Origin of the sequence: Azospirillum ramasamyi (assembly GCF_003233655.1) — a bacterium.
GTDB classification, from domain to species: domain Bacteria; phylum Pseudomonadota; class Alphaproteobacteria; order Azospirillales; family Azospirillaceae; genus Azospirillum; species Azospirillum ramasamyi.
In genome coordinates this window covers 133,242-158,690 of record NZ_CP029835.1, presented here as the reverse complement: position 1 = coordinate 158,690, position 25,449 = coordinate 133,242, and the positions used below count along the sequence as shown (strand labels likewise).

Below are 25,449 nucleotides of genomic sequence, written 5' to 3'. Positions count from 1 at the left end.
ATGTCATCGAGCGTAAAGCCTGACACATCAGGCTTTACGCTCGATGACATGAAAAGCGTCACAAGCCGGCGGCCCGGGTGAGATTGATGCGGAAGCGGTCGCGGCGGCGCTGGTAGCGCCGGGTCATCTCGGCCGAGGCATGACCGAGATGGCGCTGGACGAAGCGTTCCTCCGCCTCGGCGGCGGTGGCCAGCCCGGCGCGCAGGGAGTGGCCGGCGAAGCGCTGACGGCGCTCTCCCTCCGGCAGGTCGCCGCGGATGCCGGCGGCAAGAGCCGTCGCCTGCACCAGGCGGGCGACATGCTTGTCGGACAGCCGGTCGGTCAGGGCCCGCCTGCCGTCGCGGGCGATGCGGCGGAACAGCGGCCCATGGGCGATGCGGCCCAATTCCATCCAGCTCTTCAGCGCCGCCACCGGGCAGCTCAGCGGCGTGGTTCCCGGCCCGACCTCGACCTCGCGCCAGCCGGTCTTGCCGCGGATGTGCAGGACCAGCCCACCCTCCAGCACCTCGACCCAGCCGCGGCCGTCGTCGGTCTCCCCCGCGCCATGGTCGAGACCGACGATCTCGCTGCGCCGCAGCCCGCCGGCAAAACCGAGCAGCAGGATGGCGCGGTCGCGCACGCCGCGCAGATCGCCGGGCAGGCAGCCGAGCATGCGCAGCAGGTCGGCTGCGAGCAGCGCCTCCTTCCGGACGGGCGGGCGGCCGTGGCTGCGGCGGATGCCGGCCAGCACCTCCTTGATGTGGCGGTCGCCGCGGTCGAGCGGGCAGCCCCGCTGGCGGAAGCTCCAGGCGAGTCCGGACAGCCGGCGCTCGACCGTCGCCGCGCTTCGGGAGCGCCGGCCCGCCGGTGAGGTCTCGGAAGCGAGATCGGCGAGGTAGAGGCCGATCGCCTGTGGGTTGGGTGGCGTTGGAGGAACGCCGCGGCGCAGACACCAGGCGCTGTAGTGGCGCCAGTCGGCGGCGTAGGCGCGCTGCGTGTTCCCGGCCTTGGCGTTGCGGGCATAGGCGCGGGCCTTGTCGGCCAGCTCCGACAGGTGGTCGAGCGCTTGGTTCTGGGAAAGGGCGGGAACGGGGGCGGTGTCTGAGGCCATGGCCGAGCGGGCATCCGGTGTCGGTCTTCTCAACGAGCTTAACCCGCGAAACGTTGATGTCCAAACACTTGGCCCCGCAGCAACAGTGTTGACCGGATGCCGAGAACGCACACGGAAGCACGAGCCTGAGGGCCGCTCCTTCAAGGGACGTTGGTGAGGCGCTGCGTGATGTCCCCGACAAGGGCCCGGTCATACGCGTCGATGGCCCGTTCGCTTGCTTTCGACCCGAAGTCGATCTTCGTGAGATCAACCCAGTAGAGGTTGGGAGAACTGGCGGAGTGGAAGAAGTAGGTCTTGTTGGTCGAGTCAGCCAGCGTGAACCACAGCGTCGGCCATGCATCCTCGGCACCGCCGCCGGAAGTGTCTTTGGCACCCGGCGGGACGGCTACGGTGCGGGCAATGGATTGAGCGCCGGCGATGGCTTCCGGCACGCTCCTGGCTGGCGGCAACGTCTTCAAATACGAAGCGGCCCGGACAAACCGGCTTTCCGGATCGATATCGCCCGGCATCGGCCTCAAGCCGCCGAAAGACTTGTAATTCCGCAGGTTCTTGAGCTGAGTCTCCAGCGGCGGCTCGTTGGTCATCACGGTAAACTCTTTGCCCTGATGAACGACCATCCTGCCGTCGACGAACTCGACAATCGCTGAATCCCCCTCCGCATCCGATATCGCGAGGTGAAGCGGCCATTGCTTGCCATCGAGTGCAACGGGAACGATCTGAACGTCCTTCAACCCTTCCACCGCTTCCTTGACGGAAGCAAAGTTGTCGAGCACGTATTGGGCCCACAGCAGGTTCGACAGTCCGGGCCGGCTGTCACGCGGCTCGTATCGGGTGTCGCCAAGATAGAGCAGGTTCGCCACGAGCCCCTTTTCATTCATGCCGTCGCTTGCCGCGGCTCCAAACGACGTGACGGCCACGCTTCCCAGTTTCGACGCCCAGGTGAAGGGCTTGCCGTCCCCGGTCTTCGAAACCCTCTCCAATCCGCGCGGATAGACGACCATCTTCGCAGCATCCGAGCGGTACAGATCCATGGTCCGGGCCACGACATTGGCTTGACCATTCGTATTCGACAGGATACGGGAGCAGGCCGATGCATCATCGGCCAGTGTTGTTGCAAAGAAAGCGGCGACAAGCCCAAGTGCGGCAACACGACCCACTCTGCTTTTCATGGCAAAGGTCCTTTGTCCTTTGAATTCAGGATCGATGTAAGGTTCCGACAGCATTCTCACCAGCTTGACCATTGCTGTGGTTCTGCCGTAGAGGGGACCCTGATAAGGCCCTCGTTTTCAGGGAATTTGGATAAGCTTGGTTCGCCCGACGGAAAGGACGAGCCTATGGCGGGGAATTGGAAGCGGTATTCGGCAGAGCTTAAGGGGAAGGCGGCGCCGGAGGCGATCCGGGGGCGCTCACAGCGTCGCAGCGGATGGTCAAGCACGGGGTGCGTTGAACTTGGCGCTGATGCGCCCGATCGACGAGCCGTGCCGGGAGACACCGTGGTCCGACCCGCGACCGATGGCTCGCCACCCGCGCCGGCAACCGACATCTGGCGCGCCGACCTCATCTGCATCCGATGCGGCGCGGCTTCCGCCGCTCATGTCCGATAAGGGAAGCTTATCGGACATGAGCGGCTCTCCCTTAGCCCCGGCGCTTTCCTGTGCTATAGAACCCGATAAGCGCCGCCGCCCGCCCGGCCGGTGTCAGGACAACCCGTCCCCGGCCGGCCCTCTTCCCGTCCTGATCGATGATGCCGCCTGAGCCCTCGCCCATCGCCGTCCTCCCGCTGCACCTCCCCGCTTGGGCGACCCGCTGTCTCGTCGAGCGCGGTGGAACGGATCGGGCCGTCCCCGCCGGACCCGCCCAGACCGGCGCCGCCCTCGCCGTGCTCGATGCCGCGGTCACCGCCGCGGTCCCGTATGCCGGCGCCTGGGCCGACCGTCTGGCCCTCACGGCGGCGGCGGCGGCCGTCGCCCGCAGCGGACGCCCCGAGGACGAGGCGGCGCTACGCGATCTCGTCGCCGTCACTCCGGGGGCGCCGGCGGGTCCGGCGGGTCCGGTGCTGGGCGCTTCTCTCTGGCTGGCCGCCGGTCCGCCGGGGCCCCGTTGGAGCGACCTCCCCAGCCTGATCGCCGGGTTGGGCGCCCGCAGCGGCGGCCTGCCGGATGAGCTTGCCCAGGCGCTCGCCGCCGCTGCCGACCGCCCCTGTCCGCTCGCCGCGGCGGCGGCCGCCCTCCAGGCGGTGCTGGCGGTCCGTCCCGGCCGCGACGCCCTCGCGGTGTGGGCGGCCGACCTCGTCCTTGCCCGCTGGCTCGGCTGGCCCCACGGCCTGCCGCTGGTCGGCCTCGGCCTGCCGCAGGGGCGCTGTCGCTTTCTTTTGAAAATTTTCTTTGCAAGATTTGGGCGTCAAAATAAGTGCCCCGGTCAGGCTGAGTCGATCGGGTTGCAGTCGTAGGCCACTGTAATGAAAAGGATTTTTCTTGGGGAAACCTTTCAATTGCAGACCGACGATCCACGAGTTTATGAGCCTGATGCTCGGGGTGCGCAGTCCTGGCATCGCCACCGGCGCCCGTCAGCGGTAATGAACCACAGCCGACTGGGTGAGGTTGATCAGGAGATCCCGAACAAGCAGCCAATCACCGCCAGGAGGACCAAAGGTCATTGTGCCGAAGGCCAGGGTGATGGCCAGCAGGTGCCGTGGGTCGGCACTTCGATCACCCTCGAAGACATTCCATTGCCCGTCACTCCACATGGCCACAACCATGGATGGGGAATTGCCTGATGGAGCATTCATCTCAAATCTCACGAATGTAGGGACGTCGAGATGAATAGAGGCCGTGACCGTATGGAACTCTCCGTCGAGTTTCACCGAAAATCGGCAGATGAGTGGCTTCTCCGGCATTGTGTTCACGCCGATCTGGAGCGGTCAATATTTTAGACATTCCGAAGTGATGATGGAGTGATTTCCGTCCGGGTGATGGAAATCATGTGCGATACGTCTTTCGAAGCGTATGGAAGTGCCGCTGCATGGAGGGAACCTGCCCTGCGGTGCATCGCCATTTCCTGGATCGGGAACGGCGCACTCCTCGGTCTTCGTGGCGGTGGTCAGCCCAGCGACCAGGGAGTGTCTTGCGACGCGGTGACGGCCTGCCGTCGGATGATATTACAGCAGATCGTTTGAAGCAAACGCTTCACGCCGGTCGCGCTAAGGCAACGTTGTCGCCATTGCCGCTGCAATAAAGCGCTCCTGGAGCAAAAGAGCCATGCAGGTTTCCGCTCTGAGAGCGGCACATGAGCATTAATGGCTGTCCAAATCATTCCGGGTGTGTTGGTATCGAAGCATGCTCAATCATCCTCACCTTCTCATCGCCGAGGATGAAAATCTTACGGCGACAGCGTTGGCAGAGTTCCTCGAGGCTGAAGGCTACCGGGTCACCCTCACTCAAAATGGGGTGCAGGCGCTGGAGGTTGATGAAAAGGATCCTGCTGCCATTTTGTTGACCGACATGCGGATGCCTGTCATGGGCGGCGAGGCTCTGATCCGAATGATCCGGCGTCGGAACGCCGAGTTGCCGGTCATCATCATGACCGGCTACAGCGAATACATTCCGCAGGAGGTGCCGGGACGGCTGATCGTCCTGCGCAAGCCCTACAGTCTTTCCACATTGGTTCATCACGTCAGATCTCTCCTGCCCCGCCAGGAGACGACAACTGATCGATGAAAAAACCAGGAACCGCGCGATGACCCAGGCGTACCTTTCGGAAGCTATCACCAAGCGCGGTCAAAGGACCTTGAGTGTACCGGGCGCGACGATGCAGACAGTTCTGTCTTGACAGCTAGAAGGCACAACAGCGCTTCAACGCGCTCTTGTACTCGATACCATAACTGCCGGTTGCTCCGGTTGCGAGACCGTTACCACCCAGCGTCAGCCTTCGATCCCGGAACCGGGGCCGGACGTCCGCACTCATAGAGCCGGATTCCTGCCCCTTTCCCTCCAGCTACTGATCGGCGCCGACACGCACCGGTATGTCACCGGCACGTCTTTTCATCGGAAGGCCATCATGCGCATACGCTTGGGTTATCAGTTGAATTTCAGCTTTCCCGCCCCCACGCCGATGATCGTGATGCTGAACGTGCATTACATGCGCGTCGGCGACCTGGAGCGTCCCGACCATATCGTCACCAGCGTTCCGGTGCCGATCCAGGGCTACCGCGACAGTTTCGGCAACTGGTGCAGCCGGCTGGTGGCGCCCGCCGGCCTGGTCACCATCGGGGCCGACAGCATCATCCGCGACAGTGGAGTGCCGGATCCGGCCGAGCCCGGCGCCGTCCAGCACCGTGTCGATGAATTGCCGGCCGACACCCTGCTGTTCCTGCTGGGCAGCCGCTATTGCGAGACCGATGTCCTGTCGGATGAGGCTTGGCGGCTGTTCTCGGGCACCGCGCCGGGCTGGGCACGGGTTCAGGCGATCTGCGACTTCGTCCACAGCCATGTGACCTTCGGCTACGAGCATTCGCGTCCGACGCGGACTGCCGCCCAGACCTATGCCGAAAAGCGCGGGGTCTGCCGCGACTACGCCCATCTCGCCATCGCCTTCTGCCGCGCGATGAACATTCCCGCGCGCTACTGCACCGGCTACATCAGCGACATCGGTCTGCCGCCGCCTTATGCGCCGATGGATTTCGCGGCCTGGATGGAGGTGTATCTGGGCGGCCGCTGGCATGTCTTCGACCCGCGGAACAATGCCCCCCGGATCGGGCGCACCCTGATCGCGCAGGGGCGCGACGCGGCCGACGTGCCGCTCACCCACACCTTCGGCCCCAACACGCTGACGGAGTTCCAGGTCTGGACGGATGAGGTGGCCACCTGATTCCCCACCCCCTCTGCCCGTGGGCATCGCCGTCCGGTCACGCCTGACCGGCGACCGCAACATCCAGCGTCATCGAGGGACCCGGAGGGACAGACGCGCGGGCACGCTCCCGGCGCGGCAGCAAGGCGATCCGATGCAGTTCCTCCACCCAGGGTGACGGGTAGCTGTCGGTGCCGAAGATCCAGGCGGTGGAGACGCCTCCGTCCTTCGTGTGCAGCAGAACACGGGCATCGTGCCCATCCTTTCCGGCATGGTTGGCGGCCTGTACCGCGACGATGAGGGCGCTGACCTGACCGTCGAGAAAGGGGCCGTAGCGCTCCCCTTCAAGCATGATGAACCAGCCATCCGCTTGGAATGACACGATGTAATGGGCCACAAGGCTCATGGGGTCACCCTTTCGTGGCGGTCGTGCCGACCGCGGCACAAGCCATGGTGAGACGGGTCAGCAGGGCGCCCTGCGGTAGGCAGGCGTGGCCCGGCGGTGGGTAGCCAGGTGGCAGCCGGCCGGATGGATCGTTGTGGGGTGCCGGATGCCAACGGCGTTCGGCGTCCCCCCAGCGCAGCTGTTCACGCAGCACGTCGGCGCCTTGGGGGTATCGCCCGTCGATGGAGTGGAACAGGGTGGTCATCGGCGGTCCTCCGGTCGGTGTGCGAACAGCGGGATGCCCGCCATGGGCGGAATTGCCGATTGCAGAGTTTCGGTGTCTGCCCTTGGCACTCCGGCGGCGCCGGCACAGGACCAGCGGACAGAACAGGGTTCCCCCGCCGCCGATTGTGCCAGCACGACGCTGGCGAAGCCGAGGCGTTCCGCTGCTCTGGCTTCGCGAATGGCTTTGGCGAACGCATCGGCTTGGGTTGTGCAGGGCGGATAGACGAAGCCGTCCGCCCGGACAATCCAGCCGGAATGCGTTTTCAAGATGAAGAAGGCGAGCCTTGTCCTGGCATCCATGGGTGCTCTCCGATCTGGGCCGGTCTGTCGGCAAAGACGGCGGCGATCATGCCGTCTGGATCGAGTCACGCCAGGAAGAGCTTCAGACCTGGAAACATCAGCATGAAGAAGAGAGCCTGGAGTGGCCTCAGAAGAATTTATCTGGTGATTGAACAAGGACTTTTCAATTAATATTAAGGATGGTTTTTTGGAGGACTGACAACCTGCAAGAGCGGATCGCACTGTTCCCGTCGTCCAGCATCTTTCCAGAACTTGCAAGAGCCGGCGTTCTTCTGGAGGCATTCGGCAGATCAGCCTTCGCCTCGACCACAACCGAGATGGTTGTGACCAAGGCGAAGGCTGTCTTGTCGTCCTCATGTGCGGTTCAGGTCCGCAGTTTTCATGCGCTTTTCAAATCAGCGCTTGTTGCCCGCCTTGCCGCCGACCGGCTCCACCTTGACATCGGTGCGGCGGGCGACGGCCTCCACGGTCTTTTCCTGTTCGGACGCCGTCTTGGACAGAACGACCTCTTCGACGACGCGGGCCTCCTTGGTGATCTCCGGCTTTTCGGAGGTCGCCGTCAGCTCGATGGTCTTCTCGCCGAAGGCGGCCTTCTCCTCGTCGGCGCTCAGAGGCCGGTCGACCTTGCGGTGTTCCACATCCACCGTTTCGTCGCGCAGCGTCACGGTTTCCCGGACCGGCGTCTCGGTGACCTCCGACGTGGCCTTCACCCCGCCCTTGGCGACCCGGCGCTTGCCGATCTCAACCTCCTCCTTCACCGACTGGAGGGTCTCCTGCTCGACGCTGCCGCCGTTGGCCGCCTTCTGGGCCGGCTTACCCGCCGCCGAGGGGGTGGGCAGGTCGACGGATCCATTCTCGTCGAGGATGGCTTCCGCCGCGTCGGCATCCTGGTCGGCGATGTCGGCCGCCACCAGGGTGTGGCCCTGCCGGATGGCCGCGCCATACTGCTCGGCCAGTTCCTTGTCGAAGCCGTGCTCCAGCAGACCCTGGGCCGCTTTGTCGGCGCTGTCGGCGCCGCCGAAGGTCTCGATGTCCGCTTTCTGGCAGCCCGCCGCGACCAATGCCTGGAAGGCCTTCTTGGCGGAACCGCTTTCCTTGTAAAGTCCGACGACGATCGTGCTCATGATAGTCTCCAGTAGGATTTAAAGTATTTCAGGGTCTTGAGGTAAGTCATGCCGCTCAGGCCGCGGGAGCGTGCGGTGGCGGGTCCTGGTCGACGACCACCTCCTGACGGCGCACCGTGACGTGGTCGATCATCTTGCGGCTCGTGGTGTGGCGGGTGATGCGAACCTCTTCCACCAGCTTCAGGCGGACCTCCACGACCGCCACCTCCTCGATCACCGAGATGACGGTCGTGTCGCCGTCCTGGCGGTCGGGGATCGGGCCATCGACGAAGCGACCGACAGCGACCCGCTCGACCTCAAGCGTCTCCACCGACAGGTCGGCTTCGACAGGCTGCTCGTGTTCGTGGCTGAGGGTGCGGGCGTGAACCGCTCCGGTCACCTGCGTGCGCTTGTGCACGCTCACCCGCTCCTCGACGGCGAGAAGCGTTCGCGGCCCGTTTTCCGAACTGGTCAACGGAGGTCCTCCTGCGGTGCTGGTGCCGCGGTTCCGCGGGGCCAGGAAGCTGGAACGAGGCGGCTGGATCCCAACGGTGTCAGAGGCCGGGCCGAGCCGGGTTGTACTTGGCGTCTTCCGCAAAGCGGGATGCAGCCTGGGAAATGCGGACATTGACCTCGAAGAAGGCCAGCCAGCCGCCGAGCAGGTAGCGGCTGCCCGCCATCATGATGTCCTGCGGGCCACGGGCCCGGAGCATGCCGCTCATCATCTCGTTCTGGCGGTCGACCGCCTGGTTCATGAAGGTGACGGCCTCCGAGAAGACCCCTCCATAACCCGCTGCCAGAGCATTGCCGGATTCCATCGCCCGTCCGGCATCCGGAAGACCAGCCATACTGCCGCTGCCGGGCAGCTTCGGCGGCCAGGGCCTCGACTGCTGGCCGACGCTGCGGGAGGCCTGCGCTGCCGCTGCGCCGACTTTCGGCGCCTGCTCTTCACTGGCGCTGCGGATGCTGGGGCGGATGTTGGGCCTCTTGGATGCCTCGGCACTTGCCGCGGCCTCGTCGCTGGCGCTGTGAATGGTGGGGCGGGTGGTGGGAGTCGGGTGCGTGCCGTCGTCCATGTCGTCTCCGTGACTGTTCGGGATGGTGGTCGGGTGCTGGCAGGGAGCGCCGGGCTCGACCTGAATGACTTAGGCAAATATTATGCTGCGCTGTAAAAATTCAATCGATGCAGAAATATAATTGTGAGAAAATCACTATAAATCGTAAGCTAAAAGGAGAAGATGTTCGAAGGCATGTGATCGGTATTTTTAAATTCGTGATTTCGAGGAAGTTATTTTTCTGGGCAGTTAATATGTTTTACTGTCAGATGGGGCATCGGGCGATGTGTCGGCGCCACTTTTGCGCATAATGAGCCTGTGATCCGCACCTGTATCTTTTTGAAAGAAATGCCAAACGCAGGGAGCGTTGCATGCCCGGTAATCCCCGCGACCAGAAGGACGCAGAGAAGATGGTCAATGCGGAGGAGGCGCGTGGCGGTCCCTTCGTGGTGGCCGCGGAATCGACTTTGATGCCGATGCTGATCGCCGATCCGACCCTGCCGGATGTGCCGGTCGTCTTCGTCAACGCCGCGTTCATCAAGCTGAGCGGCTACGCGCGGGAGGAGGTGCTGGGCAGGAGCTATCACCTCCTGTCCGGCGCCGACACAGACCCGGAGGTGGGGCGCGCCATCGATCTGACCGTGCGCGCCGGGGAGGCCATCGTGCGCGGGGTGCAGCTTTACCGGAAGGACGGAAAGCTGCTGTGGGTGCTCCAGCATGTCGCCCCCGTCTTCGAGGAGGGACGCATCCGCTACCACTTCGCCTCCTTTGTCGACATCACCGAGCGCAAGGCGGCGGAAGACCAATTGCGGCAGCTCAGCGAGGAACTCGACCGCCGTGTCTCGTCGCGGACCGAGCGGCTGGACCAACTCAACCGCCAGCTCGCCAGTGAAGTCGAGCGCCGCATCGAAGTGGAACGGGTGCTGCGCAACACACTGCACGACAAGGATTTACTTCTGCGCGACAAGGACGACCTGATGCGGGAGGTGAACCACCGCGTCAAGAACACCTTGCAGATGGCCTCGTCCTTTCTGCGCATCCAGCTGAGCATCGCTCAGAGCCAGGAAGTGGCCGTGCAGGAGGCGCTGCGCAGTGCGGTAGAGCGGCTGGACCGCATGGCCGAGATCCACGAGAAGCTCTACCGGGCGCAGGGGCTGCAGGAGATCGAGTTCGGCGGGTATCTGGCGATGCTGTGCCGTGACCTGCTGGCGTCCTTCGGGGCCGCACCCAGCCCGAACATCGTGCTGGACGTCGACGCCGACGAGGCCTTTCTGAAGCCGGATCAGGCCATCCCGCTGGCCCTCATCGCCAACGAAGCGATGATCAATGCGCTGAAATACGCCTTCCCCGATGGACGCCCCGGCCGCATTGCCGTCTCGTTCCGCCACAGCTCGCGCAGCCTTCTGTGCATGACCATCGGTGACAACGGCGTCGGCATGCCCGATGAACGGCGGACCGGCTCGCTCGGCCTCACCCTGATGGAGTTGCTGGCCAAGCAGATCGAGGGCGGCGTGACCGTCAGCTCCGGCCCCGGCACCACCGTCACGGTGTCGATCCCGGCGTGACCGCCCGATGGCGACGATCCCAAACGGCCGGAGCGAGGCGGCCATGACGCTGCATATCCCGACATCCGAGGTTCTGCGTGGCTTGCTGGACGAGGCTCCGGCCGACTGCGTCACGCTCGGCTGGCTGCTGGAAAAACTCCACAAGCGCTCCTTCGGCATCGTTCTGCTGCTGCTGGCGCTGATCGGGCTGGCGCCGGGAACCTCGCCGGTCGTCGGGCTGCTGCTGACCATTCCCGCGATCCAGATGATCCTGGCGCGCGCGAGTCCGGTGTTTCCCCGGATGATCACGTCCCGGCGCTTTTCGACACGGCGCCTGGTCCAACTGATCGATCGTGCCGTGCCGGTGTTGAGGCGCATGGAGACGGTCATACACCCGCGCTGGAAGACGCCGTTCGACGCGACGACGCGCGTTGTTGGGCTGGTCGTTTTCGCGCTGACAAGCGTCTTCTTCGTCCCGATTCCCCTGAGCAACATCGTGCCGGCCGTGACGATCATGCTGATCGCCCTGGCTTACCTCGAGGAGGACGGGGTGTTGCTGGCGCTGTCCCTGACCGCCGCCGCCACCGTTCTCTTCGTTGCGACTTTCACCATCTGGCAATCGGTTGAGGCAGTCCGGTTCATGACGTCTTGAGCCGGGCATCGCAACGGCGTCGCCGCGACCTGCCCCGATGGAGCGGAGGAAAGTATCGCATTCCAAATTGAGGCAGAAAAACCGCATATTGATTAAGACAATCAAAGTGCATGTGATTTTATATCAAATGAGCTTCGGTGTAAATATTTGGAGACGATTATTGTTATGTAAATTATTGCCACCATATTGATTATGAAACCCGTAGCGGGAGGTTGCGATGACGCTCAGGAATACGACGCTATCAGAGTGGACCGCTTCAGAGCGTGCGGCCTGGGCTTTGTCCGCGCCGAAATGGAAAAGCATGGCCTATCTGACACTTGGCATGTCAGTCGGCTTTCTCGCAGGGTTGGCGTTCTCGGGCTTCAGCGGATAGCAGTGTCTGCTGCAAGATGAACGTCCTGCAAAGACGACGGCTGCGACGGCGGCTGCGCCCAACCACCCGGTGCGCATCTGCAGGATGCCATCCGCCGCAAGCCCGTCACTTCGAACGGGCACCTACCTCGCCATCAAAATGCGATGACCAGGTCATTCGTCCAACCGGCGACCTGACCCGGAGAGCACCTTCAGAAACCGCCGGACACGCACGGGAGCACCGTTCGATGAGCACCGCATTCACCCGCACAACCACCAGGACCGTGACGGTCACCCGTCCCTTTGAATTGAACGGCATGGACGGAGTGCAACCTGCGGGGAGCTACGTCGTGGAAACCGACGAGGAGCTGATCGACTCGCTCTCTTTCCCTGTGTATCGCCGTACTGCGACCTGGATCCATCTGCCGCATGCCGATGGACGCTCCAATGGAGGGATGGGTATGGCGCAGACAGCGCTCATCGATCCGGATGAACTGGACAAGATCCTGGCATCGGCGGAAGCGGAACCCGGATACGGTTCGTAGGGGTACGGTTCGCAGGGGCATGGTTCGCAGGGCACGTGAAATCGGGTCAGGACCGGTTGGGTGCCTTCATGCCGGGATGACTGTCACGGCGAGGAACACACGAGAGCGGTGCAGTCAGTCCAGGTCTTATTGGACCGCACCGGAGAGGAGAGGCCGTCATGCAAGCCACCCACCCGAGCAAGCACCCGAGCAAGCGTTCGTCGTCGGTCCATTTTCTGCGCGGGAAAATGTTCATTCAGACCGCTTCGGTGCTCCCGGTTGCCGTGACCATTGCCGATGAGCGGCAACGCCGACTGGAGCGTGGCGCCCGGCTTCGTGGCTGGGATGACGACGGTGGTGCGCAGCCGCAGGAGCACGCCAAGGAGTGACGCGCTGTTCAATCGAATTTCAAGCCCGATCGCCCAAGCCCGATCGTCAATGATCCCGGACCGTTACAGCGGCTTCCTCCCATCCTTTCCACGCCGCACCCGAGCCACCGCGCCCCGCGTCGCCCGCAGGCGCTCGGTGTAGCGCGCCGGCATCACCGGCGAGGACCAGCGTCCCGCCTGCATCAGCCCGGGCAAGTCGACGCCGGCGGCCAGCAGATCCTGGGCGGCGCCGACGCGCAAGCTGTGGCCGCTTAAGCCGACGGCAAGCGGGTCCGCTTCGCCGGTGCGCCGCTCCACCACGCGGCGCACCGCCGCCGGGCTCATCCGCTCGCCGGCGCCGCTGCGCGACAGGTGGCAGAACAGGAAAGCCCCGTCCCTGGTGAGCGGCCCCTCCCTGTCCGCTTCGGCCGGCCACCGCGGCGCCACCGCCCGCCAGGCGGTGAGCGCCGCCACCGCTTCGGCCGACAGCCAAGCCTCGGCGCCCTGCCCCTCCTGGTCGGTCTTGGACCGGCGGATCCGGATGGTTGCCTCGCCCGGCTGCGCGTCCGGGTTCAAGGCGAGATCGACCGGTCGCAGGTCGGCCCAGCGCAGCACCACCAGCTCGTCGGCGCGGGCCAGGGTGTCGCGGCCGACCAGCAACAGCGCGCGGTCGCGGAGATCGATTGGCTTCAGCGGGTCTGATCGGTCGGGCTGGGCCGGATCGAGCCGATCGAGGATCGGGGCCAGCACCGCGTCGGTCAGCGGTGCCGCTTGGCGCCGTTCGGAGCCCACCGCGCGCGCGTGCCCGCGCCGCTCCAGCGTCACGCTCCAGTGCCGGCAGGGGTCGGGGTGCCCAGCGGCGCGGTGGATCAGGCCGATCGACGCCAGATAGCGCGCCACGGTCGTCGGTTTGCGGGAGCCGCCGAGATCCCGGATGTAGTGCCCGACCGTCGCAGGCTCGGCTGGCAACCAGGACAGCCCCTGCTGCCCGCACCAGCCGGCGAACAACCGAACGTCGGCCTCGGCGGCTCGCAGGGTCGCCTTGGCATAGCCGTGCTGGGCAACGTCCATAAATGTGCGCAGCGCCGCCATGGCGGCATCCGCAAGGTCTGGTCCGGGCACCGGCACGGCCACGGCCGACCCGGCGCACGGGTTGGCGAAGCCGGCGGCGGCGTGCCACCAGGCGAGCGAGCTGCGGTAGCGCCGCAGGGTGGCCGGCGAGCGGCCTTCAGCCGCCGCCGCGGCCAGAAATGCCGCCACGGTTTCCCGGCTGGCCGGCATCGCTTGGCGCTTGGTCTGCCCGCACCACGTCACGAACAGGCGACCGTCGCCGAGCAGGGCGCGCCGGGTGGACGCCGCCATGGGCCGGGCGGCGAAGGCCGTGCGCAGGCGCTCGACCTCGGCCGGCGTCAGGGTCGGGACCAGAGCGAAGGGAATGGCGGCCTCTGTAGCCGTCAGCGTGCGGTCTGTGGGCATGGCGCCATCCTAGCGGCGCGGCGCCTGCGGGTCCATCGGCTGTTGATAACGCCATGATAACTGTCATTATCAACGTGTTATCAAAAGCCGGTTTTTCCTACCCTTCGATGTCGGTGCAGTTAGTAAAAATCACTGCAATCGGCTAACCTGACGCGGCTTTCCTGGAGCCGCGATGATCCTCCTCTCCCTTCTCCCCGCTCTGCTCGCCGCCGAACGCGCGCTCGGCCGCCTCGACCAGGCCCTCGCCGACCCGGCGCGGCGCCGACGCCTCGCCGCCGATGCCGCCCGCCGCTCGGCCGCCGCGGTGATCCGCCTCGACGGCCACCGCCTCGACGCCCACGACTTCCAGCGCGCCCTCGCCGCGCCGGAGCACGCCCAGGGCGAGGCTGCCCGCGCCGCCCTGCTGGTGCCGCTGTTCGCCCAGCTGCCGGCTGGCCTGACCGCCGCCCTGCCGCCGGAGCGCACCTCCGTCCGGCCCGCAGCGGTCCCGGCCAGGGAGGTAGACCCAGGGGACGTCGTGGCCGCGGTGCGCGCCTCGATCGCCGCCCTGGAGGCGGTCGACCTCGGGGACGGCGAAGATCTGGAGGACGTGGAAGGCGATGCGGCCGGTACTACCCCGCCGCCGCTGACGCCCTGGACCCGGCCCTGGCTGGACGAATTGCACCGGCGCTGGAGTGTTGCTCAGGGCGGCCGTCCGGTCGGCCTCGGCGATGCGCGCGCCGCCGATGCCGGTCCGGCGCTGGAGGCGGTGGCTGAGGCTTTGGCAGCTGCGCCCGGCCTGCTCGGGGCGGCGTCGGCGATCCGCGCCCTGGCGCTGCGGCCCGATCCGGGAGCGCCGGAGCGCCGCGGTCCGGACGACGATGCCGAGAGTGCCGCCTTGCGGGCCGCGGTCGCGGCGGAACGGCCGCCGACCTCCTGGTGGAGCGTGGTGGTGTGGCTCGCCGCCCCCGAGTTGATCCGCGAGGCCTGCCGGCTGCATCACGCTTGGCCACCGCTGACGGCAGCGCTCGCCCGCGACGTCACCGGCTACCGCCTCGCCCTGGCCGGGACCGAGGGTGCCTGGACCCGCTGGGTCCTCGACAGCGTTCCCGAGCTGGTGGCGCATGAGCTGGAACGGTTGCGCCATCTCGATCTGGTCCAGGAACACTGGGAGGCGCGGCTGGCCGCCACGCCGCGGCGCAGCAGCTCGCGCCTGCCCGACGTGCTCGACTGGCTGCACGACCGGCCGGCCTTCACCATCAGCCGGGCGGCAGGCGAGTTGAAGGGGCGCTGCGGCCTGTCGCTGCGCGGGGTGCATCTGCTGGTGGAGCAGCTCGCCAAGGCCGGCGTGGTGCGCGACATCGCCGACCGCGGCGGTGAGCGGGTCTGGGCTTGCGATCTCAGCTTCCTGCCGCCCGGCCGCTGAACGATTGGGCTTCATCCAACAGGCCATAGCGCATGTGGACCGGCGGACCGTGGCGCGGCGCCATGAGGAAATCGCAGGCAAACCGGTAAGGCGCCTGTCCATGACGCCGCCAGCCGGCGGCTTCGAACAGGACCACACGGTTTGGCGAGACCCCGGTATCCATGGCTTGGGCGCCCGCCAGAAGGCACCGTCGATGGACCGCCTGTCGGAGCACCCGCAGAAAGGTGGGGAGCTGATCCTCCAACGCGGCCTCCACCACCAGAACGGTGAGGATGGCGTCGACGAACAGGGCCAGCTGAACGACCCGGGTGTCGATGGTGCCGATGGTGAGGTGAGCCCGGGGGGAATTCAGCCACCCGTTTATGACCCCCATCCAGCTTTTGATTTCGGAGCCAGCTGCGGACCGTCGGTCGAGCAACTGCGCCGCGGCTTTCACGTCCGCAACAGTCGCGCTCCGTACCTCGGTCACGGGTGCAGAGCGGACGTCGCTGGTCAGGCCGATGGCAAGGGCGCGGGCGGGGGTTATCCGGCTCCAGACCCGAGCATAGGCGCCCACCAAGGCTGAACGGTCAGCTCCAACCGGCCGCCGTCGTCGTTGCGGTGGCCGCATGGCCTCTTCAATGGACGGCCAGCAGCGGGCCGGCAGCAGAACCGCCGTGTCGAGAGCATCCAGCGATCCCCCCGTCAGGAGCTGCAGAAGGAGAGTGCGGGTGGACCCTGTCGCCGACGCCACCAACACCCCATGGGCGGCGGCCAAGGAGGCGCCCACCGCGTGCAATCGCTGACGAATGGGCCAGGCTGCGTCGTTCGGTTTGTCGCCCAAAGCCCGGAACGCGGTCAGCGCATGCTCGATCAGGTCCGGCCGGTCGATGTCTTCGGCCAGAGCTGCCAGCTCCAGGAGCAGTTGCTGTCCCCGGACCACGGTGCGCGGGGCCTTCGCGGCCGGGACGGTGCGAAGATCGGTGCCACAGGCGTGGCAGCGCCACAATGGACGACGCGCCGAGCCGTGGAGCGGCACCAGTTCAGCAAGGCACCGCGGGCAACGGTCGTGGAGGAACCGGTTGTGCCGGACGCACACGGCTGCCACGTCAACCCGCCAGAACCAGGGCAGGTAGGGGCTGGCATCCTCGCGCCAGCACAGCGGACAGAAGCGGGGGGCGACAACCGCGCCGGCCCAAGGCCGGCCAATCGGATGGGCAAACCGTTGCAGCGGGCCAATCCGGCCGCGATGACCGGTCTGGCGTTCCAGGTAGGCGATCAGGCGCGGCGCCTGTTCACGATCCGGATCGGCGACCGCTATCCGGCTTTTCAGTCGCAGATGAGTCAGGAAGCTGTCCGGACCCATCGCGTTGGCGTGGGCCATCCGGGCCAGCCAACTGCTGAACAGCTCGTCTGGAAACGGGACGGGATCGGTGGCCCAGCGCTCTCCGGTCGGACGGCCCCGTTCCAACAGCTCAACCGGGAAAGGTCCGGTGTCCGGGAGGGAGGGCGACGGTGCCATCACCCCAGCCCCAGCAAATCCTGGGCGGAAAACCGTTTGGAGGGTGGACGAAACTTCATGTCGTCGAACAGCGCCACGGTGATCCGCTCCTCGCCGCGGCGCACAGCTTCGACCGCGGTCGCCGTGACGGTCTGCACAATGTCGCCGATCAACCCTTCGGATGTCAGAAAGATGCGCTTGGCCAGCGTGTCCTCCGTCAAGTCCGATTTCCGGCGCAGTGGCAGGCTGAGGACCAAGCTGTTCAGGAGGCGGGCATAATCGGCATCGTATTGCCAGCGGGGCAGTGGGGCGCTTGTCAGGCGGGTGCGCAGTTCCCCGTCGTTGTGGATCACCTCCGCCAGCGACCGGTCACCGATCAGCACGGGTGAAATATCCCACTCATGCCCCATCACGCGCAGCAGGGTGTGAAATTCCTTGGCACCGCTGCCGCGGAAGCCGTGGTGCGCGTCATCGAAGATGATGACGCGGGGTTCGTATTCTCCGAACAGATCCATCATCTGCTGGCGCCGGCCATCGATCGTGCGGTTGGTCGGGTCCGGCACGCGGCCCATCGCCCGGATGAGGCCGGACAGGAACTCCGCGCGGGAGGGTTCGCTGGGCATCTGGTAGTAGTAGACGGGGCGCATTTGGACCGACGGCGTTTTCAGGAAGCGGTCCGCAACCATGGTTTTGCCGTTGCGGAACGGGCCGCACACCGCGACCCCCGTGGTTCGGGTGGATTTCGGTCGCTCCCGGAGTCTCACGAGGTCGGTCAGGGCTCTCACGGCGGCCGGATAGCCAATCCACCGCGTTTCCCCCAGGTACAGGCAGCGCTCCTCATCGCTGAGGGTTTCAAGCCGCTGTCGCGCGTCCTCGTTCAGATGGTCGGTCATGATGCCCCCCAGTGCTCGACCTCGAAACTGTCATCCGTCGCCGGCAAATGCCCCAAACCGTCTCCGGTGGTCTTGAGACGGTTGATCTCCATATCCGCCGCATAGGGTTTGGGGGCCTCACTGGCGACGCGCGCCGCCAAGGCGTCGCTGGCCGCCTTCCGGCTGACCCGCGCCTTGCGAGGCCGTGGGGGCGGAGTCAGCGCCTCGTCCACCATTTCGCGTGATTTCCCTCGCTCCGCCCAGGAGGTGCCCGCCTCCTCGCGCTCCCGGCCATTCTGGGCGTCCAGTTCCCAGGCCGTCATGGGGGTCAGCACGCCATCGGCGCGGGGAACCGTGAGCCACTGCGTCAGCGTCGGGTGCCACAGATAGATGTGGCTGACGTCATTGCGGTTGACCTTGATCCGTAGCTTTTCGCGTCCGCGGTTGGCGTAAAGCTCGGCCAGCCGGACATCGTCCGGCTTCCAGTAAAAGAGGCCGAAGGCCGCAATGCCTTTGCTGGACAAGCTGCATGTGCTTTCCGGCAGGAAAGCGAGTTGCACCTCCTCCCAGTCGACGGTCAGGAGATGCTCGGGAATGCGGGAGGCGTGCTTGCTCCATTCAAGATCAGGGCGTTTACGGGTTTTCTCATCCATCTCCCCGTTGCAGATGCGGAACGCGGTGATGGCCGCCGCCTTCTCGATCTGCTCATAGGTGAGGCAGGCGCGGTCCTCGGCGGGATAGTCGCCTCTGTCGGCGACGGACCGGCCGGTCTGCCCGCGAGCCTTGCGGAGCTGCTGGTTGATCGATCCCTGCAGGCGTTCGACCACGTTGCGGATATGCGGCTCGCCATGCCGGGGATCCACCGTGATGCGGAGATCCTCCAGGCCGCGGTGGCCTTTCAGAGCCTTGTACCAGGCCGCCCGATCCGAAATGATGCGCTCCGGTCGGCCGAAGACATCCGTGGCTTCGATGCCGAACTTCTGAAAATACGCTCCCTTCGGGCGGATGGCGTGCTGAAGGCACAGTCCGATCGCCTCCCGGTTGGCCGACCGCGGCCACAGCCAGAAGCCCAGGATCATGTGGGTCAGCACGTCGACCAGGACGATGAGCCAAAGCCGCTTCAGCAGATGGCCCGCGTCGTCAACAGCGAGCACGTCGATTTCCGTCTCGTCGATCTGGCAGATTTGCAGAGGATAGTCCGGCACCAGCGAACCGCCCCGGTGCCGATGCTTGCGCACCCTGATGGTCTCGCCACGCCGACGCGCCACCTCTTCGGCCGTCCAATGCTTCCAGAGACGGCTCTTCACCGTGTTGAACGAGACAGGCTTCAGCCCAGCGCCTTCCAGGCGCCCGTTGATCACGATGGTGGCCTCGTTCAGGGAGCACCCTTCCGGGGTCAGATACTTGTCGTCAAGGACGGTCCGGACGATGGTCTCGGCTTCTGACGGCAATCTGGGACCGCGCCCCGAATCGTCGCGCAGCAGGTCGCGGACCAAGCGGCGCCGGCCGTATTTGCGCAGATGGCTGCGGATCGTCTGAGGCGTCCGTTTGAGGCGGGCGGCAAGATCATTGACGGCGGCGGCCCGTGCTTCGCTCTTCGGAGAGGTGCGGTCCAGGATGCGGTCGAGCTGTGTGGCCAGGCGCTCGGCCTCGGACCAGCGCGGGTCATCGGGTGGATCGTCGGATCGCCGTCCCATGCCCCAGAGGCCCTCCCGCGAAAGCGTTCGGCAGCAAGAAGCTTTTCAGCCGCAAATTCTGCATTGAGCCTGTTGATTCGTCGATACGACCTTGGTTAGGCAGCGTGAAGATTTTCAGGAGAAAGCGACAGGCGCGTCGATCTCAGCGCCCTGGACGGGGCCACGCTCGCCACTGTGATGCTGCGCGGCAGCGCCCGGGCGCTCGACCGCTTCGTCCTGCTCGGCCACCGCGCCGCCGCCCTCCAGGCGGTGCGGCCGCGGTTGCGCGCCCGTGCCGCCGGGCGGGTCGTCGACCGCCTGCTCGCCCGCGACGCGCTGTCGGTGGCCGGGGTGCGCGACCTCATCCCCGAGCGCGCCGCCCGCCGCCTGTTCGACCGGCTGGTCGCCCTCGGCGCCGTCCGCGAGCTGACCGGCCGCCCCACTGCCCGCCTCTACGGGCTCTGAGCGAGGACCCATGGCACCGCCTCCTGCGACTTCCGCCGATGACCTGCCGTTCGACCGGGAACTGGCCGACCTGCCGCCCGAGCTGCGGTGGCGCGAGTGGATGAGCCGGGTCGAGGCGGTGATCTTCGCCTCGCCGACGCCGGTGCCGCGGGCGGTGCTGGCGCGGGTGGTCGGCGATGCCTGCCCGCTCGACGCGGTGATCGCCGACATCCGGGACGAGCTGCGCCTGCGCCCCTACGACGTGGTGGCGGTCGCCGGCGGCTGGCATCACCGCACCCGCCCCCATCTCGCCCCGGTGCTGCGGGCGGTGCGCCCCGCCGGCGCCGGCATGCCCGTCCTCGGCCCGGCCGACCAACTGCTGCTCGCCACCATCGCCTATCACCAGCCGCTGACCCGGCGCGATCTGGAGCGCCTGCTCGGCCGCACCGTCGATGCCGACGCCATCGGCCGCCTGCGCGCGGCGGGGCTGGTGGGGCCGGGGCCGCGCAGCCCGCGTCCGGGGGCGCCGCTGACCTTCGTCACCACCGACGCCTTCCTCGACCGGTTCGGCCTGGAAAGCCTGGCCGACCTGCCCGATCTGGACGATCTGCGGGCGATGGGGCTGGCCGACACCGGGGTGCTCGACGGCACCCCCGCCGGGGCGCCGGCCTCGCCGGAAGCCGTGGGGCGAGCGCCGCTCCCTTCAGCCCGGCGGCGAGCCCAACCAAGCGCGCCGGCGCTCGACCTCACCGGCCCTCTGGCCGAGGTGGCTGCAACATCGGCCCGGGTGACAGCAAGGCTCAACGCCTTGTCCCCTGAAGACGATGAAGCAGTCCCGACCGGCAGGGCCCGCTGACACAGGATGATCGTCGCGGGGATTTCTGGATGCCCCGTTTCTTGAAACCGGGGTCATCATGACGAAGGCAGCGGAGCGTGGTTGTGGCGACGAATGAGGAGCTGCGGAAGCGCCGGTCAGGTCTTGAGCGCCACCACCTGACGCAGGGCCTGTTCGGCGGCGGCGAACACGCTGTCCCAGTCGCCGGGCGTGGTCTGGCGGAACAGGCGCATCGACGGGTACCAGGGGGTGGTGTCGCCCTTATCGCCATAGACCCAGTAGGGCATGAACTGCAGCAGGTTCCACACCGGACGGCCGAGCGAGCCGGCCAGATGCGCCACCGAGCTGTCGGTCATGATCACCAGATCGAGCCGTTCCAGCACCGCCGCGGTGTCGGCGAAATCGTTGAAATGCGGTCCCAGCGGCGTGATGAGGGTCGAGGTGCCGAGCGTCTCCAGCTCCGCCTCCGGCGGTCCCTTCTGGATGCTGTAGAGCCGCACCTTCGGCACGTCGAGGAAGCGCAGGAAACGGCTGAGCGTGGTGGCGCGGCGCGCGTTGTCCTTGAAGGTGACGCGGCCGGACCAGATGATGCCGACCTTGACCGTGCCGTCGGGACCGGGCACCAGCCGGGCGGCCTTCTCGCGCGCTTCGGCCGGAACGCTCAGACGGGTGGGCGGCGGCACCGTGTCGATGGTCGTGCCCAGCCGGTGCGGCAGGCTCATCAGCGGGCAATGGACGTCGTAGGCCGGATAGGCGGTGCCGGCGCGCACGAAACCGTCGATGCCCTCCAGCCCGGACAGCAGGCGCTGCAGCTCGGGATGGCATTCCAGCAGAACCCGGCCGCCGCGCGCCTTGACCAGCGGCACATAGCGCGCGGTCAGCAGCACGTCGCCGAAGCCCTGTTCGGTGGTCAGCAGGATGGTCTTGCCGTTCAGCGGCCCGCCGTCCCACATCGGGCCGTCCGCGATGCGGTTCTGGTAGCTGGGCAGCGACAGGCGGGAGTCGTAGTCGCGGAAGCCTTCGGCATAGCGGCCGACCTGCAGCAGCGTCAGGGCGCGGTCCCACAGCAGGTTCGGGTCGCCGGGCCGCGCGCGCAGGGCGGCGTCCAGGATCTCCAGCGCGCGGTCGAACCGGCAGCCGTGGCGCAGCGCCACCACCAGATTGGACAGCAGGTTGGCGTTGCCGCCCGACAGCACCACCGCATGCTCCTGCGCGGCGATGGCCTCGTCATAGCGCTCCACGTCGCCCAGGACGTTGCCCAGATTGGTCCAGGCGCCGACATGGCGCTGGTCGATCTCCAGCGCGCGCCGCTGGCAGGCGATCGCCGCCTCCGGCTTGCCGGCCTGCCGCAACAGTGCGCCGAGCGCGCTCCACACGTTGGGATCCTTCGGCTGCTGCTCCAGCATCCGTTCCAGCATGTCGATGGTAAGGCCGTGGCCTCCCGCCTGGGCGGAGGGCTGGGGAGCCGCCTTGGGAGCAGCCGTCTGGGCAGGCGCCGCGACGGACGATACCGGACGGGGCGAGGCTGCCGCAGGGGACGGCGCCGGGGCGGCCAGGGTAATGTGTGCCTTCATCTCGTCGTCGCTGGTGGTCGGCAGTCGGTCTGGAGCGTGTGCAGGGGATAGACGGCTACTACCGGAGAGTCAAACCGTCCCTTCGGCCACGCCTGTGTGCATTGTGTGTCGGGCCGGGAGTCAACGCCGCCGCAGGTCCTGCAGATCGATGTCGTCGATCCGGAAGCCGGCCTGACGCAATGCCTTCAGGACGATCACCTTCTGGGCGGTGCCTTCGCGTGCGGCGGCTTGGCGCAGTTCCTCCACCAGATAGTCCGGCAGCATCGCCTGCCACGGCCGGGTCGGCGCCGGGCGGACGATGGCGGGAGCGGGTGCCGGGACGGGCTGGACGGCGGGTTGGGCGATGGCGGCCTGGGGGGCGGTGGCCTGAGGGACGATGGCCTGGGTTGGGGCGGGCGGCTCCGTCTCGGTCGGCAGGAAGCCCTTGCTCAATCCGTATTGGCGGATCGGGTCGATGTCGTCCGTGCCCAGCCCGCCGATCCCGATCCCGATCCCGCCCAGCGGAGGACGGGCCGGCTTGGCGGCAGGCTTCAGAGGCGGCTTGGCGGGGCTGTCGGTCGACATGGGCACTCCGGGAGAAGGCGCTGCCGGCAGAGGAGCCGGACGGATAAGCCATGAAGCAATATCATGACTTGGTGTCCTGTCTTCACGGCATGTGGTGGGCGTGGGCTTCGCCATCGCGGAAAGCCGGAAGGCGTGGCGTGGGAACCACAGGGCGGACAGCAAGAAAATTCATGATATCATGAAAACACATGAAATAAGGACATGAGGCGGTGAGGGTGAAGGCGAGCCGTTCCATGGGCGGTTCGGTTCGCCAGGAAATCCGCAATCGCCGCCCGAGCGTTTCCGCGTACTCCATCCCCCGTCCCTTCTCCCCATCGCTGGTCATCGGAAGGCGGGTGGCAGGCGGTGTGATATCGGCGGTCATTGATGGTGGCGGCTGGTATCCGTGCCGACTGATATCATCGAGCGTAAAGCCTGACACATCAGGCTTTACGCCCGCCCTCAAACGGCGGGCGCGGCCGTCCGGTTGCTTGCCTTCGCAGGCACGGGCCTGCGGGGCCGCTGGCATGAAGATCGGCAAATCCTGTCACGGTTCCAACGCGGTCTTCTTACAGAGGCCGTGATCCAGCGGTGGGCAAACAGCCGATCAGTCCTCTCCGGTGGACGGGCAGGGTGAGCGGCTTGCCCTCAGAGCAGGGCCTTAGAGTTTCGAGCGTTTAATCTGACGCATATCCTGCATGTTTGAGGTAGTTCCAGCATTCGTCTGGTGTGTAGAGGTCGCAGATAGAGCCGACAGCCCTCCACAACTCCTCGATGGTACGGGCGCCGATGCGGCGGAGATGAGCTTTGAGCTTGGCGAACGCCATTTCGATAGGGTTGAGGTCGGGACTGTAGGGCGGCAGGAAGAGGAACCAAGCGCCACGTTCCTTGAGGATGGCCTTGGCCTTTTCACTCTTATGGCTGGATAGGTTGTCGAGGATGACGACATCGCCCGGCCGCAGGGTCGGGGCGAGTTGTGTCTCGACATAGGTCTCGAAGAGCGTCCGGTTCATCGCGCCCTTGATGATCCACGGGGCGGTCAGCCCGTCGCAGCGCAGGGCAGCGATGAAGGTCTGGGTGCCCCAATGGCCAAACGGCGCCGTGGCCTTGAACCGCTGGCCGCGCTTGGCCCGTCCGCGCAGTCGGGTCATCTTCGTGGTGGTTGCGGTCTCGTCGAGAAACACCAGCCGATCCGGCTCCTCGCGCATCCGGGGCTGACGGTGGCTGCGCCAACTCCGGCGGTCCTCAGCAACGTCAGCGCGACCGGCCTCGCTCGCCAGCACCGTTTTTTTTGACAGTGAAGCCGCGGGCGAGCAGGAAGCGCGACAGCGAGGCGGGGTGGACCGTGACCCCGCGCTCGGCCTTCAGCTTGGCCGCCAGTTCGGGCATGGTGATGTCGCCTTGCTTCTCCACCCAGCCGATCAGAAGTTCGGCATGCGGGGCCAGCTTGCCACCGCCCGGTGGGCGCCCCTGCCGGGCCGGGTCCAGCGAGCCCGTTGCCGCCATGCGCTGAGCAAGCCGCACGCCCGTGCTCGCGCTCACATCGAACCGGCGCGCCGCCGCCCGACGCGAACCGCCTTTCTCGACCTCTCCGTAAATCCGAACCCGAAGGTCCGACGAATAGCTGCGCCCCATGATCCACCTCCAACAACGGTGAATCACGTCAACGGCCCAAGCGCAACTGTCGATTCAGATTTCAGGCGCGATGCTCTAAATCATGACAAAGTATCATGGCATGATTTGTTTGGGGGCGCTTTGGTCTGCCATCGCCCCTGTCCGGCCGGTTCAGAGCCGCTGCCGGTGAACGGCTCCCAAACTTCCGCCCGCAACATCCCTACCCCTGCGGTTCGAACCCAAAGAAATCATGACATAAAATCAAAATATCATACCATGACATTGCTTCATGATTTTTTCTGGAGCCGCCGCTCTCTCACCCCCGCGGAATCAGCGGGTTGGCCGGGGAGGCTTCCAGGAAGGCGACGAATTCGTCGGTCAGGGCGCGGACGTTCAGGTCGGCGTTGCTGTCCGGGTTGACCTCGCCCGGGCCGTGGCCGGTGTAGGTCATCTCCTTCAGGAGCGATCGCTCGATCAGCTCGGTACGGAAGGCCGGGACGCCATGCTCGTCCAGCAGGCCGCGGGCATGGCGGTCGACGCGGGATTCGATGGCGGCCTGGGTGCGGACGATCACCACGCTGGAGGCCGGCGTGTGTTTCAGAACGCCGACGGAATCCGCCACCACCTTGAAGGTGCGAACCGTCTCCTTCACGTCCATGAAGGATTGCTGGGTCGGGATCAGCACCCCGTCGCTGACCGAGAAGGCGTAGAGCATGGTCAGGTTGCCGAAGCCGGCAAGGTCGATCAGCGTATAGTCGAAGCTCGGCGCATTCTCCTGCACCGTCTGGCGGACGTTCGATTCCGTGATCTCGTCCAGCACCCGCACGCCGGCATCGTTGCGCCGCCGCGCCCATTCGGCCAGATGCCGGTTGGGGTCGCAGTCGAGCAGCAGCACGCTCGCCTCGCGCCGGCGCAGTTCGGAGGTGAGCGCCATGACCAGACTGGTCTTGCCGACGCCGCCCTTGGTGGAGGCGAAACTGATGATCCGAGCCATGCGGTGGTTCCCGGTAGCGGAGGATGGGAAAAAC

At 66.2% G+C, this 25,449-nt stretch carries 29 protein-coding genes; 11 read left to right on the top strand and 18 right to left on the bottom strand.

Going from position 1 to position 25,449, the window contains the following annotated elements:
- Positions 1-58: 58 nt before the first annotated feature.
- Both DM194_RS27100 and DM194_RS27095 read right to left on the bottom strand, forming a co-directional pair.
- Positions 59-1,090 carry a tyrosine-type recombinase/integrase gene (locus DM194_RS27100; protein WP_111070740.1) on the bottom strand — a complete coding sequence of 344 codons (1,032 nt, stop codon included), beginning with the start codon at positions 1,088-1,090 and terminating at the stop codon, positions 59-61.
- 140 nt (positions 1,091-1,230) lie between these two features.
- Positions 1,231-2,331 (bottom strand): linear amide C-N hydrolase, encoded by a 1,101-nt coding sequence (locus DM194_RS27095; RefSeq protein ID WP_111070739.1) that lies wholly within the window; start codon positions 2,329-2,331, stop codon positions 1,231-1,233.
- A 500-nt stretch (positions 2,332-2,831) separates the two neighbouring features.
- Here DM194_RS27095 and DM194_RS27090 point away from each other — a divergent pair, with 500 nt between their 5' ends.
- A complete protein-coding gene (locus DM194_RS27090) occupies positions 2,832-3,539 on the top strand; it encodes a DUF1403 family protein (protein ID WP_111070738.1) in 708 nt (235 codons plus the stop codon).
- Between the two features lie 117 nt (positions 3,540-3,656).
- Here the strand turns inward: DM194_RS27090 and DM194_RS28370 are convergent, their stop codons facing one another.
- Positions 3,657-3,986, bottom strand: coding sequence for a hypothetical protein (locus tag DM194_RS28370; protein ID WP_146205395.1), 330 nt, complete (start codon positions 3,984-3,986; stop codon positions 3,657-3,659).
- Positions 3,987-4,425: 439 nt separating this feature from the next.
- On the opposite strand from DM194_RS28370, the gene DM194_RS27085 reads away from it, so the two are divergent.
- Both DM194_RS27085 and DM194_RS27080 read left to right on the top strand, forming a co-directional pair.
- Positions 4,426-4,806, top strand: a complete 381-nt coding sequence (locus DM194_RS27085) for a response regulator (RefSeq protein WP_111070737.1) — start codon at positions 4,426-4,428, stop codon at positions 4,804-4,806.
- Positions 4,807-5,146: 340 nt separating this feature from the next.
- Positions 5,147-5,956: a transglutaminase-like domain-containing protein gene (locus DM194_RS27080; protein ID WP_111070736.1), complete on the top strand. Its 810-nt coding sequence runs from the start codon at positions 5,147-5,149 to the stop codon at positions 5,954-5,956.
- 37 nt (positions 5,957-5,993) lie between these two features.
- Here DM194_RS27080 and DM194_RS27075 read toward each other — a convergent pair whose 3' ends face one another.
- From DM194_RS27075 to DM194_RS27065, 3 genes are read right to left on the bottom strand one after another with little or no spacing between them, the layout of a single operon-like run.
- Complete coding sequence (locus DM194_RS27075; RefSeq protein WP_109156566.1) at positions 5,994-6,341, bottom strand: hypothetical protein; 348 nt, start codon at positions 6,339-6,341, stop codon at positions 5,994-5,996.
- Between the two features lie 4 nt (positions 6,342-6,345).
- Positions 6,346-6,585 (bottom strand): hypothetical protein, encoded by a 240-nt coding sequence (locus tag DM194_RS27070; RefSeq protein ID WP_109156567.1) that lies wholly within the window; start codon positions 6,583-6,585, stop codon positions 6,346-6,348.
- Positions 6,582-6,905 (bottom strand): hypothetical protein, encoded by a 324-nt coding sequence (locus DM194_RS27065; RefSeq protein ID WP_246024684.1) that lies wholly within the window; start codon positions 6,903-6,905, stop codon positions 6,582-6,584. Before DM194_RS27065 ends, DM194_RS27070 begins: the two co-directional genes overlap by 4 nt.
- A gap of 2 nt (positions 6,906-6,907) precedes the next feature.
- On the opposite strand from DM194_RS27065, the gene DM194_RS28365 reads away from it, so the two are divergent.
- Entirely contained in the window at positions 6,908-7,057 is a 150-nt protein-coding gene (locus DM194_RS28365) for a hypothetical protein (RefSeq protein ID WP_162630197.1), read from the top strand.
- Positions 7,058-7,300: 243 nt separating this feature from the next.
- Here the strand turns inward: DM194_RS28365 and DM194_RS27060 are convergent, their stop codons facing one another.
- The 3 genes from DM194_RS27060 to DM194_RS27050 form a co-directional block, all read right to left on the bottom strand.
- On the bottom strand, positions 7,301-8,029 hold the full coding sequence (locus tag DM194_RS27060; RefSeq protein WP_111070735.1) for a YsnF/AvaK domain-containing protein: 729 nt from the start codon (positions 8,027-8,029) through the stop codon (positions 7,301-7,303).
- A gap of 55 nt (positions 8,030-8,084) precedes the next feature.
- Entirely contained in the window at positions 8,085-8,432 is a 348-nt protein-coding gene (locus tag DM194_RS27055; protein WP_425457348.1) for a DUF2382 domain-containing protein, read from the bottom strand.
- A gap of 130 nt (positions 8,433-8,562) precedes the next feature.
- On the bottom strand, positions 8,563-9,084 hold the full coding sequence (locus tag DM194_RS27050) for a hypothetical protein (protein ID WP_111070733.1): 522 nt from the start codon (positions 9,082-9,084) through the stop codon (positions 8,563-8,565).
- Positions 9,085-9,434: 350 nt separating this feature from the next.
- Here DM194_RS27050 and DM194_RS27045 point away from each other — a divergent pair, with 350 nt between their 5' ends.
- The 4 genes from DM194_RS27045 (at position 9,435) to DM194_RS27030 (ending at position 12,523) form a co-directional block, all read left to right on the top strand.
- A complete protein-coding gene (locus tag DM194_RS27045) occupies positions 9,435-10,628 on the top strand; it encodes a sensor histidine kinase (RefSeq protein WP_246024682.1) in 1,194 nt (397 codons plus the stop codon).
- Between the two features lie 43 nt (positions 10,629-10,671).
- The gene (locus DM194_RS27040) at positions 10,672-11,259 is read left to right on the top strand and encodes an exopolysaccharide biosynthesis protein (protein ID WP_246024681.1); all 588 of its coding nucleotides are present in this window, start codon (positions 10,672-10,674) and stop codon (positions 11,257-11,259) included.
- A gap of 599 nt (positions 11,260-11,858) precedes the next feature.
- Positions 11,859-12,155 carry a hypothetical protein gene (locus DM194_RS27035; protein ID WP_111070731.1) on the top strand — a complete coding sequence of 99 codons (297 nt, stop codon included), beginning with the start codon at positions 11,859-11,861 and terminating at the stop codon, positions 12,153-12,155.
- Between the two features lie 158 nt (positions 12,156-12,313).
- The gene (locus DM194_RS27030) at positions 12,314-12,523 is read left to right on the top strand and encodes a hypothetical protein (protein ID WP_111070730.1); all 210 of its coding nucleotides are present in this window, start codon (positions 12,314-12,316) and stop codon (positions 12,521-12,523) included.
- A gap of 63 nt (positions 12,524-12,586) precedes the next feature.
- On the opposite strand, the gene DM194_RS27025 is transcribed toward DM194_RS27030, so the two are convergent.
- On the bottom strand, positions 12,587-13,978 hold the full coding sequence (locus DM194_RS27025) for a tyrosine-type recombinase/integrase (RefSeq protein ID WP_111070729.1): 1,392 nt from the start codon (positions 13,976-13,978) through the stop codon (positions 12,587-12,589).
- A 172-nt stretch (positions 13,979-14,150) separates the two neighbouring features.
- On the opposite strand from DM194_RS27025, the gene DM194_RS27020 reads away from it, so the two are divergent.
- Positions 14,151-15,383, top strand: a complete 1,233-nt coding sequence (locus DM194_RS27020; protein WP_111070728.1) for a hypothetical protein — start codon at positions 14,151-14,153, stop codon at positions 15,381-15,383.
- On the opposite strand, the gene DM194_RS27015 is transcribed toward DM194_RS27020, so the two are convergent.
- From DM194_RS27015 to DM194_RS27005, 3 genes are read right to left on the bottom strand one after another with little or no spacing between them, the layout of a single operon-like run.
- Positions 15,358-16,884 carry a TniQ family protein gene (locus DM194_RS27015; RefSeq protein WP_111070727.1) on the bottom strand — a complete coding sequence of 509 codons (1,527 nt, stop codon included), beginning with the start codon at positions 16,882-16,884 and terminating at the stop codon, positions 15,358-15,360. The genes DM194_RS27020 and DM194_RS27015 overlap by 26 nt on opposite strands.
- Complete coding sequence (locus DM194_RS27010) at positions 16,884-17,756, bottom strand: TniB family NTP-binding protein (protein ID WP_109105417.1); 873 nt, start codon at positions 17,754-17,756, stop codon at positions 16,884-16,886. Before DM194_RS27010 ends, DM194_RS27015 begins: the two co-directional genes overlap by 1 nt.
- Entirely contained in the window at positions 17,753-19,432 is a 1,680-nt protein-coding gene (locus DM194_RS27005; RefSeq protein WP_111070726.1) for a DDE-type integrase/transposase/recombinase, read from the bottom strand. The genes DM194_RS27010 and DM194_RS27005 overlap by 4 nt, the downstream gene beginning before the upstream one ends.
- A gap of 177 nt (positions 19,433-19,609) precedes the next feature.
- Between DM194_RS27005 and DM194_RS27000 the strand changes: the two genes are divergently transcribed.
- A complete protein-coding gene (locus DM194_RS27000; RefSeq protein WP_111070725.1) occupies positions 19,610-19,876 on the top strand; it encodes a DUF1403 family protein in 267 nt (88 codons plus the stop codon).
- A gap of 10 nt (positions 19,877-19,886) precedes the next feature.
- Positions 19,887-20,711 carry an SMC-Scp complex subunit ScpB gene (scpB, locus tag DM194_RS26995; RefSeq protein ID WP_111070724.1) on the top strand — a complete coding sequence of 275 codons (825 nt, stop codon included), beginning with the start codon at positions 19,887-19,889 and terminating at the stop codon, positions 20,709-20,711.
- Positions 20,712-20,827: 116 nt separating this feature from the next.
- On the opposite strand, the gene DM194_RS26990 is transcribed toward scpB, so the two are convergent.
- The 5 genes from DM194_RS26990 to DM194_RS26975 all read right to left on the bottom strand — a co-directional run bounded on the left by DM194_RS26990 (position 20,828) and on the right by DM194_RS26975 (position 25,415).
- Positions 20,828-22,264: a tetratricopeptide repeat protein gene (locus DM194_RS26990; RefSeq protein WP_111070723.1), complete on the bottom strand. Its 1,437-nt coding sequence runs from the start codon at positions 22,262-22,264 to the stop codon at positions 20,828-20,830.
- 120 nt (positions 22,265-22,384) lie between these two features.
- Positions 22,385-22,828: a hypothetical protein gene (locus DM194_RS26985; RefSeq protein ID WP_111070722.1), complete on the bottom strand. Its 444-nt coding sequence runs from the start codon at positions 22,826-22,828 to the stop codon at positions 22,385-22,387.
- Between the two features lie 82 nt (positions 22,829-22,910).
- On the bottom strand, positions 22,911-23,336 hold the full coding sequence (locus tag DM194_RS28360; protein WP_162630196.1) for a hypothetical protein: 426 nt from the start codon (positions 23,334-23,336) through the stop codon (positions 22,911-22,913).
- Positions 23,337-23,484: 148 nt separating this feature from the next.
- A protein-coding gene (locus tag DM194_RS26980) for an IS630 family transposase (protein WP_246024207.1) occupies positions 23,485-24,442 on the bottom strand; the annotation gives its coding sequence in 2 pieces (ribosomal slippage) (positions 23,485-24,099 and positions 24,101-24,442; 957 coding nt in all).
- Between the two features lie 295 nt (positions 24,443-24,737).
- Positions 24,738-25,415, bottom strand: coding sequence for a ParA family protein (locus DM194_RS26975; protein ID WP_085085218.1), 678 nt, complete (start codon positions 25,413-25,415; stop codon positions 24,738-24,740).
- Positions 25,416-25,449 lie beyond the last annotated feature (34 nt).